General features: G+C 67.8%; 10 protein-coding genes. 5 read left to right on the top strand and 5 right to left on the bottom strand.

The features are described from left to right. Positions 1 to 26: 26 nt before the first annotated feature. The 4 genes from ACU5E9_RS17205 to ACU5E9_RS17220 all read left to right on the top strand — a co-directional run bounded on the left by ACU5E9_RS17205 (position 27) and on the right by ACU5E9_RS17220 (position 6,591). On the top strand, positions 27 to 2,276 hold the full coding sequence (locus ACU5E9_RS17205) for a hypothetical protein (protein ID WP_456811111.1): 2,250 nt from the start codon (positions 27 to 29) through the stop codon (positions 2,274 to 2,276). Continuing rightward, positions 2,273 to 3,226, top strand: coding sequence for a glycosyltransferase (locus ACU5E9_RS17210; RefSeq protein ID WP_456811112.1), 954 nt, complete (start codon positions 2,273 to 2,275; stop codon positions 3,224 to 3,226). Before ACU5E9_RS17205 ends, ACU5E9_RS17210 begins: the two co-directional genes overlap by 4 nt. A gap of 2 nt (positions 3,227 to 3,228) precedes the next feature. Continuing rightward, positions 3,229 to 4,068, top strand: coding sequence for a glycosyltransferase (locus ACU5E9_RS17215; RefSeq protein WP_456811113.1), 840 nt, complete (start codon positions 3,229 to 3,231; stop codon positions 4,066 to 4,068). A gap of 171 nt (positions 4,069 to 4,239) precedes the next feature. Further along, complete coding sequence (locus ACU5E9_RS17220) at positions 4,240 to 6,591, top strand: hypothetical protein (protein WP_456811114.1); 2,352 nt, start codon at positions 4,240 to 4,242, stop codon at positions 6,589 to 6,591. An 82-nt stretch (positions 6,592 to 6,673) separates the two neighbouring features. On the opposite strand, the gene ACU5E9_RS17225 is transcribed toward ACU5E9_RS17220, so the two are convergent. The 4 genes from ACU5E9_RS17225 to glf form a co-directional block, all read right to left on the bottom strand. Beyond that, complete coding sequence (locus ACU5E9_RS17225; RefSeq protein ID WP_456811115.1) at positions 6,674 to 7,426, bottom strand: ABC transporter ATP-binding protein; 753 nt, start codon at positions 7,424 to 7,426, stop codon at positions 6,674 to 6,676. Further along, a complete protein-coding gene (locus tag ACU5E9_RS17230) occupies positions 7,410 to 8,300 on the bottom strand; it encodes an ABC transporter permease (protein WP_456811116.1) in 891 nt (296 codons plus the stop codon). Before ACU5E9_RS17230 ends, ACU5E9_RS17225 begins: the two co-directional genes overlap by 17 nt. A gap of 81 nt (positions 8,301 to 8,381) precedes the next feature. Continuing rightward, positions 8,382 to 10,388 (bottom strand): glycosyltransferase, encoded by a 2,007-nt coding sequence (locus ACU5E9_RS17235; RefSeq protein WP_456811117.1) that lies wholly within the window; start codon positions 10,386 to 10,388, stop codon positions 8,382 to 8,384. A gap of 15 nt (positions 10,389 to 10,403) precedes the next feature. Next, positions 10,404 to 11,570 (bottom strand): UDP-galactopyranose mutase, encoded by a 1,167-nt coding sequence (gene glf, locus ACU5E9_RS17240; RefSeq protein WP_456811118.1) that lies wholly within the window; start codon positions 11,568 to 11,570, stop codon positions 10,404 to 10,406. Positions 11,571 to 11,704: 134 nt separating this feature from the next. Between glf and ACU5E9_RS17245 the strand changes: the two genes are divergently transcribed. Further along, positions 11,705 to 13,582, top strand: a complete 1,878-nt coding sequence (locus tag ACU5E9_RS17245; protein WP_456811119.1) for a hypothetical protein — start codon at positions 11,705 to 11,707, stop codon at positions 13,580 to 13,582. Here ACU5E9_RS17245 and ACU5E9_RS17250 read toward each other — a convergent pair. Next, the gene (locus ACU5E9_RS17250) at positions 13,579 to 14,862 is read right to left on the bottom strand and encodes a hypothetical protein (protein WP_456811120.1); all 1,284 of its coding nucleotides are present in this window, start codon (positions 14,860 to 14,862) and stop codon (positions 13,579 to 13,581) included. The genes ACU5E9_RS17245 and ACU5E9_RS17250 overlap by 4 nt on opposite strands. Positions 14,863 to 14,947: the final 85 nt, after the last annotated feature.

Here is a 14,947-nt window from a genome sequence, read left to right on the forward strand (position 1 = left end):
CCCTGGCGTGCGCTTGTGAAGGCACCGTGAGGGATAATCTTCTGGTGCAGTCCAAAATAGTGTGGCCCATCCTCGTCGTGGTGGCGGTTCTGGTGGGAGCGAGTATCCCGCTGGCCTTCGACCCCGGTTTCTACTTCATCGACGACACCCAGTCCGGTGCTTTCGGGCAGTGGTACGAGATCGGCCGCCGGGTGCTCGACCTGGACTGGTCGCTGATCAACCCGCGCGTCTGGCAGTCCGGCAACTACCTCGCCGAGGGCGCCTGGGGCATTTTCAGCCCGCTGCTCTGGCTGGTGGGCATCGGGGCCTACTACGCCACGAACGCGCTGATCTTCAGCACCATCATCAAGGTCGTCTTCCTGCTGCTGGGCGCCGTCGGCATCTACGCGCTTGCCCGCAACTTCGGTGCCCTACGCCCCTGGGCGGCCCTCGTGGCCGTCGCCGCGCCGCTGGCCGGTTTCACCATGTACATGGATGCGTCGTCCTGGGTCAACGGTCTGATGGCGTGGAGCTTCCTGCCGCTGACCTGGGTGCTCGCCCGCCGGGCCGTGCTGAACGCCAAGTCGCCCGTGCTGCCGATCCTCTCGGCGATCTGCCTGGTCGGCATCGGGTACGCGCACGCCACGATCTTCCTGGCCCTCGTGCTGGGCGCCCTGATCGTCGAGGCGTTCGTCAGCAAACACCGCCCGTCGATCGTGCGGGCATTCGGCCTGGCCTTCGCCGCGGGCAGCTTCGCCGTGATCGTGCACCTGCCCGGCGTGCTGACCGCGCCGGTCACCGGGCGCACCAGTGCCTACGAGAACACCGGCCTGCTCACCGTCAACCTCAGCGGCCTGTTCGCCTCCTCCACCCCGGTCGGCACCCCCAGCATGATGTTCTTCAGCGGGCATTTCCCGTACGCGCCGCTGCTGTACATCGCCTGGTTCCTGCCGCTGCTGGCTTTCATCGACCCCAAGCGGGTCTGGGAGCTGCTCCGCGCCAGGCTCAGCATCGTCATCATCCTCATCGCCGCGCTGATCGGGGTGCTGCTGCCCAGCGACTTCGGAGCGTTGCGGTTCCCGGTGCGGATGATGCCGTACGTCACCCTGGCCGCACTGCTCCTGGTGGCGGTGGCGCTCTCGCACGGCCGGGCGGCCGTGCTCGGCCGCAACCGGTTCTTCCTCGCCGCCGGCTTCGTGCTGGTCGGCGCCGGGCTCACCTGGGCGGCCGCCCCGCAGTACATCAAGCTGTTGCTGCTCGTCACCGTGATCATCCTGGCCGCCCTCTGGGTCGCCTACCGGATCCTGTCCGACCGCCCGCTGCCGTTCCTGGGCAGCAACTCCTCCGGCCGGCTCGCCGGGCGGGGCGTCGCGACGCTCGGCTGGACCGGAATCGCCCTCACCGTGCTGCTCCTCGTCCCGCAGCACCTGTCCTCGCCCACGTCCCCGTTGCCGGACTACAACGTGCCCAACGACGTCAGCGAATACCAGGACCAGCTCCAGGACGCGGTCGGTGACGTCATCGTCGTCGGCGGGGTGCCCGACGTGAACGACCCGGATGCCTGGGACGAACTACTGGTCGGCAACCTCTGGTACGTGGCGGAGGAGGACGTGCAGAACGCCTACTCGGCCGTGTACTACAGCCCGTACAACAACCTCACCTGCATGTCGTACAACGGTTCCACCTGCCCCGACCTCTACGACCGGTTGTTCGAACCGATGAAGCAGACCGGACAGACGGCTGCGGACCTGATGGGCATCAGCTCGGTGCTCTCGGTGAAGGGCGTCGTGCCCCGCAAGGACTGGAACGACGTGCCGGAGGGCTGGTCAATCGTCGACGACTCCGACCAGACCCGGCTGATCGTGCGCGACGAACCCGTCGCCGGCGCCGGATCGGTCGTCTGGTCTTCCGAGGGCACCGAGGTCAGCGTGCTGAGCGAGGACGCCATGGGGGTCACCTTCCAGGTCGACGCCGTACCCGCCGACGGCGGACAGGTCGCCATGAGCCGCATCCCGTGGCCGGGCTACCAGGCCGACGGCGCCACCGTGTCGGCCGACCCCGTCGACACGTTCCTGCTCGGTGTCGACATCGACGCCTCCGAGGTCGGCAAGACGGTGACGGTGTCGTTCTACTCACCCGGCTACCCGCTGCAGCTGGCGGCGGCGGCCCTGATCCTGCTGATCCTGCTGGGTTGGCCGCTGCTGCGCCTGATCGGCCGGCGGAGGGGCATCGGCGGCAACGCCATCGGACGCCTGGCCGCGGGCAGCCGCCGGCCGGCCCCGGAGGTTTCGGTATGACCGGTGCGGCCGGCCGCACCGTGGCCGTCGTCGTCGCCTACAACCGGCGCGACCTGCTGATCGAGGTGCTCGACGCCCTCGCCGTGCAGACCGCCCCCGTCGCCGCGATCGTCGTCGTCGACAACGCCTCCACCGATGACACCGCCGCCGTGGTGCGCGAGCGATACCCGCATGTCGACCTCGTCTCCGTGCCCCGCAACACCGGGGGCGCCGGCGGGTTCGCCATCGGGGCCGCGCGCGCCGTCGTCAGGCAGTCTGCCGACCTGGTCTGGCTGATGGACGACGACACCGTCCCCACCGACACCGCCCTCGCGGCGTTGCTCGCGAGTGTCGGCGACGACGACGGCGTCACCCTGGCCGGATCCCGGGTGGTGTGGACCGACGGCCAGGACCACCCGATGAACACGCCGCGGCCCAAGCCGTTCGTCCGCGCCGCCGAACGCGCCGCGGCCGAGTCCCGCGGCGCGGTGCCGGTGCGGAGCTCGTCCTTCGTGTCGATGCTGGTGCGCGCGGACGCGGTGCGCGAGCACGGGCTGCCCATCGCCGACTACTTCATCTGGAACGACGACTTCGAGTTCTCGATGCGCCTGCTGCGCCGCAGCCGCGGGTTCTTCGTGCCCGCCAGCGTCGTGGTGCACAAGACCGTCAAGCTCGGCGCCACGGATGTCGACCCCGGCGCCCGGTTCTACTACGAGGTGCGCAACAAGGTGTGGCTCATCCGGCTGGCCCGCGGGCTGAGCCCGGCGGAGAAGGTCCTCTACACCGGATCGTCCCTGCGCCGCTGGGCGCGCACCTTCGCCGCATCCGCCGACCGGCCGTTGCTGTTGACCGGGCTCCGCAGCGGACTCCGCGACGGGTTCCGCAGCCGCCCGCGGCCCAACCGGGTGGCGCTGGCCGGGCTGGGCGAGGCATCCGACGACGTCGCCGCCTGCGAAGCCGGAGCGGCCTGAGCATGGCCGACACCGAGTTCTCCCTGCTGTTGCCCGTCTACGCGGGCGACAAGGCGGCGTATTTCACCAAGGCGTTCGCGAGCACCGTCGTCGAGCAGAGCCGACGCCCCAGCGACGTCGTCATCGTGCAGGACGGCCCGATCGGAACTGAGCTGGCCGCGGCCGTCGCCGCCGCCACCGCCAGTTCGCCGGTGCCGGTGAACCACGTGCGGCTGCCCGCCAACGTCGGCCTCGCCCGCGCCCTGGAGACCGGACTGGGGCACTGCGCCCACGACGTGGTCGCCCGCATGGACGCCGACGATATCTCGCTGCCCACCCGGTTCGAACGCCAACTGGCCGTGATGGAGTCCGGCTACGACCTCGTCGGCACCGGCATGCTCGAATTCGACGAGGCCGGCCGGGTGCTCGGCAAACGCATCCCGCCGACGGACCCGGACGACATCGTCAGCAGCGCCCGGTTCCACGACCCGTTCAACCACCCGACCGTGGTCTACCGACGGTCGGTGGTCGCCAGGGCCGGCGGGTACCGGGAACTCCCGCTGATGGAGGACTACTGGCTCTTCGCCCGGATGATCCAGGCGGGTGCCGTCGTGGCGAACCTGCCCGACCCGCTGGTGATGTACCGAGTGGATGCCGGTGCGTACGGCCGACGTGGCGGCTTCACGCTGTTCCGCAGCGAGATCGCCCTGCAGCGCAGCCTGCTCAAGGACCGCTTCGTCACCCGGCGCCAGTTCGCCCGGAATGTGCTCGTGCGGGGCGGCTACCGCTTCGTTCCCGTCGCCGTCAGGCGGGTCGCCTACCGCCGGTTCATCGTGCGGAATTACCACACCGACGGCGACTGACCGGCGCGTCAGGCGGATCGGACGGCTCCGTCGCGACCTCGCCGGGTTAGGGTTATTTCACATGTGCAGTCGCGTGAGCATAACCGTGGGGGCGAAGTTATCTGGCTCTCGTTGGGCTTTCTCGTGCCTTTGCCAGGTTCATAGACCGACAAGATAGCCGAGGCCCCCGACGTGTTCAGACCTGCCCCAGAGCGGCCCAGAGCCCACGGATTAAAGCGTGGCCTCGGCCGGCTTACCGCCACGATCGGGGTTTTCGCCCTCGTCATCGGCTTCCTCACCGTCGGAGCGACCACGACGGACGACGCTGCAGTCGCCGCCAGCGGCAGCGACTTCAACGCCGGCAACATCATGAGCGACGCGGTCTTCTACAACTCGTCCACCATGACGAAGGCCGAGATCCAGTCGTTCCTGAACAGTAAGGTGCCCAACTGCCGCAGCGGCTACACCTGCCTCAAGAGCTACAGCCAGAAGACAGCGTCGCAGAGCGCCAAGAGCGAGGGCTGCGCCGCCTACTCCGGCTCCGCGAAGGAGAACGCCGCGGCCATCATCTTCAAGGTCGCCAAGGCGTGCGGCATCAACCCGCAGGTGATCCTGGTACTGCTGGAGAAGGAGACCGGCCTGATCTCCGGCACCGCGCCGACCAGCGGAACCTACCGGAAGGCGACCGGATACGGCTGCCCGGACACCGCGGTCTGTGACTCGACCTACTACGGCTTCTTCAACCAGGTGTACAACGCCGCCTGGCAGTTCAAGAAGTACCAGGCCCGGCCGGAATCCCGCGGCTACGTCGCCGGCCGGTGGAACACCATCCAGTACCACCCGAACGCTTCCTGCGGCACCTCCAGCGTCTACATCGAGAACCAGGTGACCGCCGCGCTGTACATCTACACGCCGTACCGGCCGAACCAGGCCTCGCTGGACAACATCGGCCGCACCGGCGACGGCTGCTCGTCGTACGGCAACCGCAACTTCTGGGCGTACTTCACCAACTGGTTCGGCAGCACCACAGGCGGCAGCTCCTTCGTGCGCGACTCGGCTTCGGGCGCGATCTACCTCATCACCGGCACCGTCAAGCACTACGTGCCCACCACCGCCATCTACAACGCGCTGGCCAAGCTGGGCACGTACCGCAACGTCAGCACCGCGTACCTCGCCGGTTACACGTCGGGCACGAACGCCAGCCCGCTGGTGCGCAACCCCCTCACCGGCGACATCGCGCTCGTGCAGGCCAACTCCCGGCACCGTTTCACCAGCTGCGGCCAGGTCTCGGTGTGGGGCTACGACTGCGGGTCGCCGACCGACCTGATGCCCGCCCAGTGGAGCAAACTGCCCACCGGCGGGGAAGTCTCGAACTACATGGTGGTCTCCGGCAAGAACACCACCTACTTCCTGAACTCCTCCGCCCGGTTCCCGATCACCTCCTGGACCGGTGTGGTGCGACTCAACGGCGGCAAGAGCCCCTGGGTCGGCACCATGGGCGCCGCCAACGCCAAGCGCTACCCGATCGGCCGCACCCTGGAGACCCCGGGAACGGCGATCAAGTCGGCGTCGTCGAACGACGTCTTCCTGGTCGACGGCCTTTCCCACCGGATCAGGGTGCCCAACCTCGCCACGCTCACCGAATACGGCGCCTCGTCCATCAAAACGGTGTCCGACGCGACGGTCAACGGTTACGCCAGGTCGCCCGGCAACCTCACCCTCGTCGCGCAGTGCAACTCGAAGCTCGTGCTCGTCAACGGCAAGAAGGCGTCACCGATCTCGGCCGGCAACGGGTCCGGAATCGCGACGACGAAGCTGGCGTCGTCCACATGCATGGCGCTGGGCACCGGGGCGTCGATCACGAACAAGCTCTTCGCCATGGTGAAGGGATCGCCCAACGTCTACCGCATCGTCGAGGGCCAGGCCCGGCCTGTCCTGGCCTGGAGTGACGTTGTCGCCCTCAACGGCGGCAAGACCCCGACCATGGCATCGTGGTCCTCCGCGACGATCAACACCTTCGCCCGCCCGGGCGGCATCGTCGCCGCGGGGTCGCTGGTGAAATCGGCCGGCAGCCCGAACGTGTACCTGACCGACGCGCACGACCGGATGACCAGGGTCGGCTCGTTCGGAACCTCGGACTCCCTGGGCATCACCGGGTATCGCACGGTGCCCGACTCGGTCCTGAAGGGGTACGTCAAGACGGCCGGTTCGCTCAGCCGGGTTGTCGTCTGCAAGGGCGCGCCGTACATCGGCCTGAAGGGCACCCTGTACCGGCTCACGTCCGGCGGCGTCACCGGTCTGGCCGTGACCAACCTGCGCGACACCACCTGCAATGAGCTGGCCTTCTCCAAGAACGGTGCGATCAGCAAGGTCTTCATCAAGGTCGCCAACAAGGCCCCCGTGTACTACATCACGGGTGGGAAGTACCGCGAGGTGACGAGCTGGTCCCAGCTCGTCGGCCTGAACGGTGGTTCGGCGCCGACCGTCCACACCGTGAACTCCGCTGAGCTCGGGTCGATGGCCAACGGTGGGCCGATGAAGTAGCCGACCGGCCCCACAACGACGAAGCGCCCCGACCTCGGTCGGGGCGCTTCGTCGTTGTGCTGCGTTCGTGCGGGAGCGGCTGCTACTGGGCGCGCATCCGCGCGACGGCCTCGTGCGATTCGCCGTCGAAGACGACCTTGCCCTTGTCGATCAGGATGCCCCGGTCGCAGAGGTCCGCGACCATGCCCAGGTCATGGCTCACGACGACCAGGGTGCGGCCCTCAGCGTGCAACTGCCGGATCTTGGCCAGGCACTTGCGCTGGAACGGTTCGTCGCCCACAGAGAGGATTTCGTCGACCAGGAGGATGTCGACCTCGGTGTGGATGGCCACGGAGAACGCCAACCGCAGGAACATGCCCGAGGAGTAGTGCTTGACCTCCGTGTCGATGAACTTGGCGATCTCGCTGAACTCGACGATGGCGTCGAACCGCGCGTCGATCTCCTTCTGGCTCATGCCGAGGATGGCCGCGTTGAGGTAGATGTTCTCCCGGCCGGACAGGTCGGGGTGGAAACCGGCGCCGACCTCGATCAGCCCGGCGACGCGACCCCGGGTGAGGACCTCTCCGGTGTCCGGCCGGAGCACCCCGGAGATCAACTTGAGCAGCGTGGACTTGCCGGAGCCGTTGAACCCGAGCAGGGCAACGGACTCGCCCGCGTTGATGGTGAAGTTCACGTCGTCCAGGGCGTTGAAGCTCGAGGAGATGGGCTTCCGGCGGACCGCGGCGATCACCGATTCCTTGAGGGAATGGGTGTGTCGCAGCAGGAACGTCTTCCGCAGTTCGGTGACGATGATGGCCAGCCGCGGCGGCGCCTGATCATTAAAGGTCTTGGGCAAAACGACGCTCCAATCGGCGGAAGACAAGCTGTCCGATGACCAGCAGCACGGTCGAGGTGACCAGGGCGCAGAGGCCGAAGAACCACAGGCTCGGGGGCAGCGGGCTGCTGCCGTCGGTGGTGGGGTACCAGAAACCGGCGTGCAGCAGTTCGACCGCGGCGGTGATGGGATTCAGCTGGTAGACCACCATCATCCAGTCGGGCAGTACCTTGGCAACGGTGCTCCACTGGTAGAGCACCGGCGACGCCCACGTGGCCACGAGCAGGATCAGCTCGACGAAGTTCTGCGCATCCCGGAACGACACGTTGATCGACCCGAAGAACAGGCTCAGTCCCATGGCGAGGAGCACGATAATGAGCACCCCGAGGAGGATGCCGAGGATCTGCAGCAGGCTCGGGTGCCAGCCGGTGAAGACGCACACCACCGCCAGCACGAGTGCCTGCGGGAGGAAGTTGACGAAGGCCACCAGCGTGGACGACACCGGGAACAGTTCCCGCGGCAGGTAGATCTTCTTGATCAGCGCGGCGTTGTCGACCAGCGACTTGGTGCCGTTGCTGAACGCCTCGCTGAACAGGTTGATCACGATCAACCCGGAGAACAGGTACACCGGATAGTTCGGGATGGTGCCGTTGAGCTGCAGGAACACGCCCAGGGCGATGAAGAAGACCAGGAACTGCGTGATCGGCTTGACGTACGACCACATCCAGCCGAGGACCGACCCGCGATAGCGAACCTGCACCTCCTTGCGGACGAGCAGGGAGAGCAGGTACCGCCGGCGGAATACGTCGATCAGTCCGGCCCCTTGACCCGGCCGGACAAACCCGTCGAGGTCTGGTACTGGAGCGATTTGGGTCACACGATTCCTTTGGTCCATGGGTCGCCTGCCTGGTACCTTCCGGGCGGGGGCAACTAGCCCACCCGTGATTCTAGCCGTTGGGGGCGGAGGGGGTGTTCCCTAGTCGCGGGCCTGGTCTGCCTGGGCGACCGGAACCTTGGCGGTGGTTCCGGCAACGGGGTCCAGGCCGAGGGTGGACGTCCACGACTCCATCGAGGTGAGGTCGTGTTCGCTGGCCCGGTACTTCTCGCTGAGCGCGGACCACTGGCGGCGGAAACGCAGGTTGTGCGTGAGGCTCGACCACAACAGCGACCGGAACATGGCGCGGTCCCGGATGTGCCAGGTGACGCCGGACCCCTCCGCGTTGGTGATGACCACGCTGTCCTTGTCCGGCACGGTCCACCACGGCGCTGTGCGCGGCAGGTGCGTGTCCGGGCGGTCGGTGCTGCCCGGGTGCGGGTTGGTGAGGCCGTGGCGCACGAAGTTCTTGATCAGGAAGGAGTAGAGCTTCCGGCCGCTCGGGCGGGGTTCGTCGCTGCCCTGGAGGTTCGTCATGGGGAACCGGCCGAACCGGCCGAGGTCCTTGATGAGCGTGGACTCCGGGTAGTCACCGGCGATCGCCCGGATGGCGGGCAGTCGGCTGGTCAGCTCGGGGTGCAACGAGCCGGGGCCCGCGGTGACGCTCTCGTAGGCCAGCTGGCGCAGCTTCACCGTGTAGTAGTCCATGGTGAGCAGGTGACGCACGTCGGAGGCCAGGTTGCTCAGCGTCAGCCGGCCGCCCTTGGCGTGCGGGGAGTGCAGCAGCGCCGCGACGAGCCGGTTGCGGGCGTGATAGAACGCCTGCCAGTCCCGGGAGTCGTCCTTGTCGACCCAGGACACGTGCCACACCGCGGAGCCGGGAAGGCTCACGGTGGAGTAGCCGTGCTCCGAGGCGCGCAGCGAGAACTCGGCGTCGTCCCATTTGATGAACACGGGCAGCGACAGGCCGACCTCGCGAATGACCTCGACGGGGATGAGGCTCATCCACCAGCCGTTGTAGGCCACATCGTTGCGCTGGTGCAGCCAGGTGGTCTGGCGCAGGTTGCTCGCCGTGAAGTCGTGGCGGGACGGGGTGATCGGGCCCCACATGAAGTTCCAACTGTCGATCGACTCGGCGAAGGCGTGCAGCTTGGTCTTGTCGAACATGTCGAACATGTGGCCGCCGACGATGGTCGGTTCGGTGCACAGGCTGGCGAAGGCCAGGGCGCGGCGGATGCTCTCCGGTTCGGCGACGACGTCGTCGTCGAGCAGCATCACGTAGTCGCTGGTGCCCGCGGCGACGGTTTCGAGCATGCCGCGGGAGAATCCGCCGGAGCCGCCGGCGTTGACCTGGTCGATGACCCTCAGGCGCCCGCCCATGGCGGTGTCCACTTCGGCGTACCTGGCGTGCTCACGGATCTTGTCGGTGCCCTGGTCGACCACGATCACCTGGTCGAGCCCGGCGAGGACGTCGGCGTCGGTGGCGATGGTGGCCAGCAGCTCGAGGCAGTACGCCGTGCGGTTCAGGGTGGTGATGGCGATGGTCAGGCTGCGCTTCGGCGGGGCTGGCGCGTCGCTGGGCGGTGCCTGCCATTCGGCGCTGGTGAGCGCGAAGTCCTCGCCGCGGGACACCAGGTCGAACCAGTACCAGCCGCCGTCGATGAAGTACTCGAAGCCGAGGTCGAAGTTCACCGTTCCGTCGTCTTCGACGTGGGCGGAATCGACGACCTGGATGACGCCGCGGGCGTTGGACCGGTAGACGATGATGTCGCCGGGTCCGGTCGTGGAGATGCTCAGCCGCACCCCGGTCAGGCTGGTCCAGCGCCGCCAGTAGCTGGCGGGGAAGGCATTGAAGTAGGTGCCGAGCGAGACCCGTTTGTCCAGGCCCGGCTTGAGGCCGCGGCGGCCGTCGAGCATCGGCGTGACGTTGTGGTGGGTCAGTCGCAGCGGCTGCTCACTCGGCAGGGTGCGGTGCCCGCGCCGGCCGGGGGTCTGCTGGCCGGGCGTGATGATCTGGGTCCACTCGTCGGGGTCGACGTACAGCGGCGCGACGTCCGGGTCGGACGACGACGGGAAGATGATTTTCTGCAGGACGATGGGTGTGGACATAGAGGCTCCGTGTCGTTAGACGCTGCGGCCGCTCAGAAGCGGCTTGAGCTTGTTTTCGTACATGGACAGCGCTGACCCGATGGCCATGTGCATGTCGAGGTATTGGTAGGTGCCCAGGCGGCCACCGAAGAAGACGTCCGGCTCGCCGGCCTGCAGGGCGCGGTACGCGTGCAGGCTCTCGCGGTCGGCGGGCGTGTTGATCGGGTAGTACGGCTCGTCGGCCTTGGTGGCCGCGCGGGAGAACTCGCGCATGATGACGGTCTTGTCGGTGGGGTACTCGGCGCGCTCAGGGTGGAAGTGCCGGAACTCGTGGATGCGGGTGTACGGCACGGTGGAGTCCGCGTAGTTCATCACCGGGGTGCCCTGGAAGTCGCCAACCGGCAGGACTTCCTGCTCGAAGTCGAGCGTGCGCCAGGTGAGTTCACCGCCCTGGTAGTCGAAGTACTTGTCGACCGGACCGGTGTAGACCACGGGGATGCGCCCGACGACGGACTTCTTGTTGTATTCCTGGGTCTCGTCGAAGAAGTCGGTGTTGAGGCGGACCTCAATGTTCGGGTGGTCGGCCATCCGCTCGATCCACGCGGTGTAGCCGTCGACGGGCAGGCCCTCGTGGGTGTCGTTGAAGTACCGGTTGTCGTAGTTGTACCGGACGGGCAGGCGGCTGATGATCTCGGCCGGCAGCTCGGTGGGGGAGGTCTGCCACTGCTTGGCGGTGTAGTCGCGGATGAACGCCTCATAGAGAGGACGCCCGATCAACGAGATGCCCTTCTCTTCCAGGTTGCGGGCGTCGCTGGTGGAGAACTCGCTCGCCAAGCCCTTGATCAGCGCGCGGGCCGAGTCGGGGGAGTGTGCCGAGCGGAAGAACTGGTTGATCGTGCCCAGGTTGATCGGCAGCGGGAAGACCTCGCCGCCGTAGTTGGTGAACACCCGGTGCTCGTAGTTGGTGAACTTCGTGAAGCGGTTGACGTACTCCCACACCGGCTCGTTGGAGGTGTGGAAGAGGTGCGCACCGTACTGGTGCACCTCGATGCCGGTCTCCGGCTCCGGCGCGCTGTACGCGTTGCCGCCGATGTGGCTGCGCCGGTCGATCACGACCACCTTGAGACCGAGTTCCCTGGCGGCGCGTTCCGCAACGGTCAGGCCGAAGAAGCCCGAGCCAACGACCACAAGGTCAACCGTCATATTAAAAGTCCTTTGTCTCTGGGGGTGTAGCCGACGTTCTGCAACGTTCAACGATAGCCGATGCTTGCTGGGAGGGTCCCGTCCGGGGCATTCCGCGGCGGATTCGCCCAGCAGCCCCGTTGTAGGGTGGGGCAGTGACAGACGCGCGAACGGCCAGGGTATCGGTCCTCGCCGGCGTCCGGTCCGGCGCCGTGATCGCGGTCGCGCTGGTGCTGCACCTGTTTGCCCAGGCCGGCATGTACCTCGCCATTCCCGGATTCTCGCTCAGCCGGTTCCGCGACTACTTCGTGCACGACCAGCTCGGCTACCTCGCGATCGTGAAGAACTTCTCCGAGGGCCAGTTCGCCGCCGTCGAGCCCGACACCGAGACCGGCGCGATCAGCTATCCCCGGATGTACTACGAGGTCATCGGCCTCGTCGCCCGGGTGACCGGCTGGGATCCGATCGTCGCCTGGAACATCTGCGGCCTCGCCGTGCAGCTGGTGCTCGTCGGGCTCCTCGCCGCGATCCTCATCGGGCTGAGCCGCCGCTGGTGGGTGGGCCTGATCGCGCCGGTGCCGTTCATGCTGGGCACCTTCTCCAACCTCACCCAGTCCGGCTGGTACACGCAGCTGGAATCGCACGCCGTGATCTGGGGTCCGTTCGGGCTGCTGCACACCCTCAACGGTGAGACGGTGTCGTTGTCTGTCGCCGCGATCTGCATCCTGGTGCTGGCTCTGCTCTGGCTGCGGCCGGCCCGCCAGCGCACCCGGGTGCTGCTCACAACCCTGATCTGCCTGGTCCTCGGCGGGCTCGCGAACGTGCAGACGTACTCGTTCATCGCCGCGATCTACCTGCTGGCGTTCGGGCTGGCGGCCTGGGTCGTGCTGCGCGGCCGCCACATCGTGTTGGCCGTGCTGTCGCTGGCGCTCATCCCGGTGGTGTTCCTCGCGGGCCCCGCCGTCGCCGAGGCCGGTGGGCAGCTGCCGGCCCTGGTCTTCGGGTTGCTCCCCGCTGTGCCGGGGATGATCGTGCTCATCGTGCGCAGCCGGGGCGTCGTGCTGCTGTACTGCGTCGCGGTGGTGCTCGGCGCATCCCCGCAGGTGATCGGCACCGTGATGGGACTCGTCACCGGGGACCCGTTCCTGGCGTACCGGGTGGCCTCCAACAGCAAGCTCGGCGTGCCGTTCGAGACCGGGGTGATGTCGGGGCTGGCGCTCATTGTCCCCCTGGCCGTGATCCTGCTCGCGGCGATCTGGCGTCGGCGCCCGGTGTGGGGCGCTTACGCGGTCGGAGCCGCCCTGGCCTGGATCCTGCTCGGCACCAACGACGTGTGGGGAGCCAACGCCGAGCCCTACCGGCTGTACATGGACGTGTTCTTCCTCGTCGCCGCCACCATCCTGCCCATCGGGGTAATGGTCACGACCGACCTCTGGAACTCACGGGCGAGTGCGCCGGCGGCCGATGCGGTGACGGCGACGCTGGCGACCGGCCGGCACGCGGCCATCCGCCCGCGGCCGGCGAAGCGGTCGGTGCCGCGGTGGGTCGTCGTCGTGGCCACCGTGCTCTCCGTCGGGGTGGCGTCGGTGTCACTGACCGACTGGTGGGCGTTCTACCAGAGCGACGTCGCGAAGGCCCTCATGGTCACCGACTCGCCCAAGGACAAGGTGGTCACCGACCTGGCGCTGCAGTCGGCTGAGGACCACCCGGGCACACTGCTCATGGTTGATTTCTGCATCGACCCCCGGGTGCTCAAGGTCACCTCGGGTGTGCCGGTGGCGTACTACCACCTGGGTATGGCCTGGCCCACCGAGTACGACGCCGTCGCCACGATCGTGTCGGCCCGCCTGGGTGGGAACCTGGACCGGGATGCGGCGATCGAGGCCAATGCCACCCAGGTGCTCACCGACAGCGAGTGCGGGGACTACTGGAACGACCGCTACGGGGCGGACCTCGAGGAGCAGGCCAGCGCGCCGTATACCGACGCCGACGGCACGACCGGCACGATCACCCTGTGGGGCCTGAAGAACTAGGCCCGGGCGGGTTCGGCGTTTCGCACGACCGCCAGGTAGACCGCGTGCACGAGCACGCCCACCGTCGGTCCGACGAGCAGCGCGAGCACGGTCTTCTCGATGAAGCCGAGCGGTAGCAGCAGGCAGACGATGGTGGTGGCGGCGGCCGCGATCCAGCCGGCGCTGAACGCCGCGTGCGCGTTGCGGGACAGCACCGCGGGGGCGCTCACGCACAGCGCGCCGACCAGCGCACTGGACAGCACGAACGTTGCGATCAGCCAGTTGGCCGGCACCTCCTCCTTGGGGAAGGCGAACGCGAACACCGCGGGGCCGAGCAGGTAGCCCGCGACGGCCAGCACCAGGCCGATGGCGATCACCGCGGCTTCGAGCATCAACAGGGTGCGCCAGAAGTGCGCGGCCCTGGCGCGGAAGAACACGATGAGGAAGCTCTGCAGGGCCATCCCGACGACGATCAGGGGAGCCCGCGTCAGGGTGGCGGTGGCGATGACGAGCCCCATCAGGCCCTCCGGCTGGCCGGGGGAGGTCAGCTGAAGGACGAGCGGGAAACCGCTGATCATCAGGCCCATGGCGGACGCCGCGACGATGGTGCGGGAGACGTTCCAGGTGAGCTGGGGGAGGGTGACGTCCAGCCGGGTCTTGCCGACGATCCGGGCCCTGGCGAAGGGCCACACGGCGAGGACCGCGACGGGGAACGGGATCGCGATGGCCCAGGCGAAGGTGGCGGCATCCGGCTGCAGGTACGCGGCCAGGATCACCAGCACGAGGCGCAGCAGTCCCTCGATGCTGATCAGCGCGAACAGGGCCTTCCAGTGCCCCACGCCATAGAGCGACCCGGCCAGCACGGCCAGAGGTACGTAGGATGCCGCGCCGACGGCGAGGGGGACCACGAGCGCCCACCCGTGCTCGGGGAACACCGCGGCCTGCCAGAACGGCGCGGTGCCGAGGACGGCGACGAGCACCGCGATGGCGGCCAGCAGGGCGAACTTTCCGGCCTGGCCGGACCGGGTGCTGTCACCGGGCAGCCGGGCGTGGGTGCCGCGGGTGATCTCCTGCTGGATGCCGGTGAGGGCCGCGGCGACGAGGAAGGTGAACGCCCAGAACACCGCGAAGGTCGCGTACGGCCCGAACCCGATCAGGTTGGGCACCCACACGGTGATCAGGTAGCCCGCGATGCCGACGAGTCCGGTCGCCGCCACGATCAGGATGAAGCCATTGCCCGTGTTCGGGCTCGCCGCCGCGACGGTGGGCTGGTCCTGGTCTGGCTCTTCGGTGTGACTCACGTGCACGGGTCCCGCTTCCATTGGCTGGTTCGTTCCATTCTGCCGGGCATTGATGGATGTTCACCCCGGCCGGTCCTGGGCTTCG

Source organism: Cryobacterium sp. AP23, from assembly GCF_054075385.1.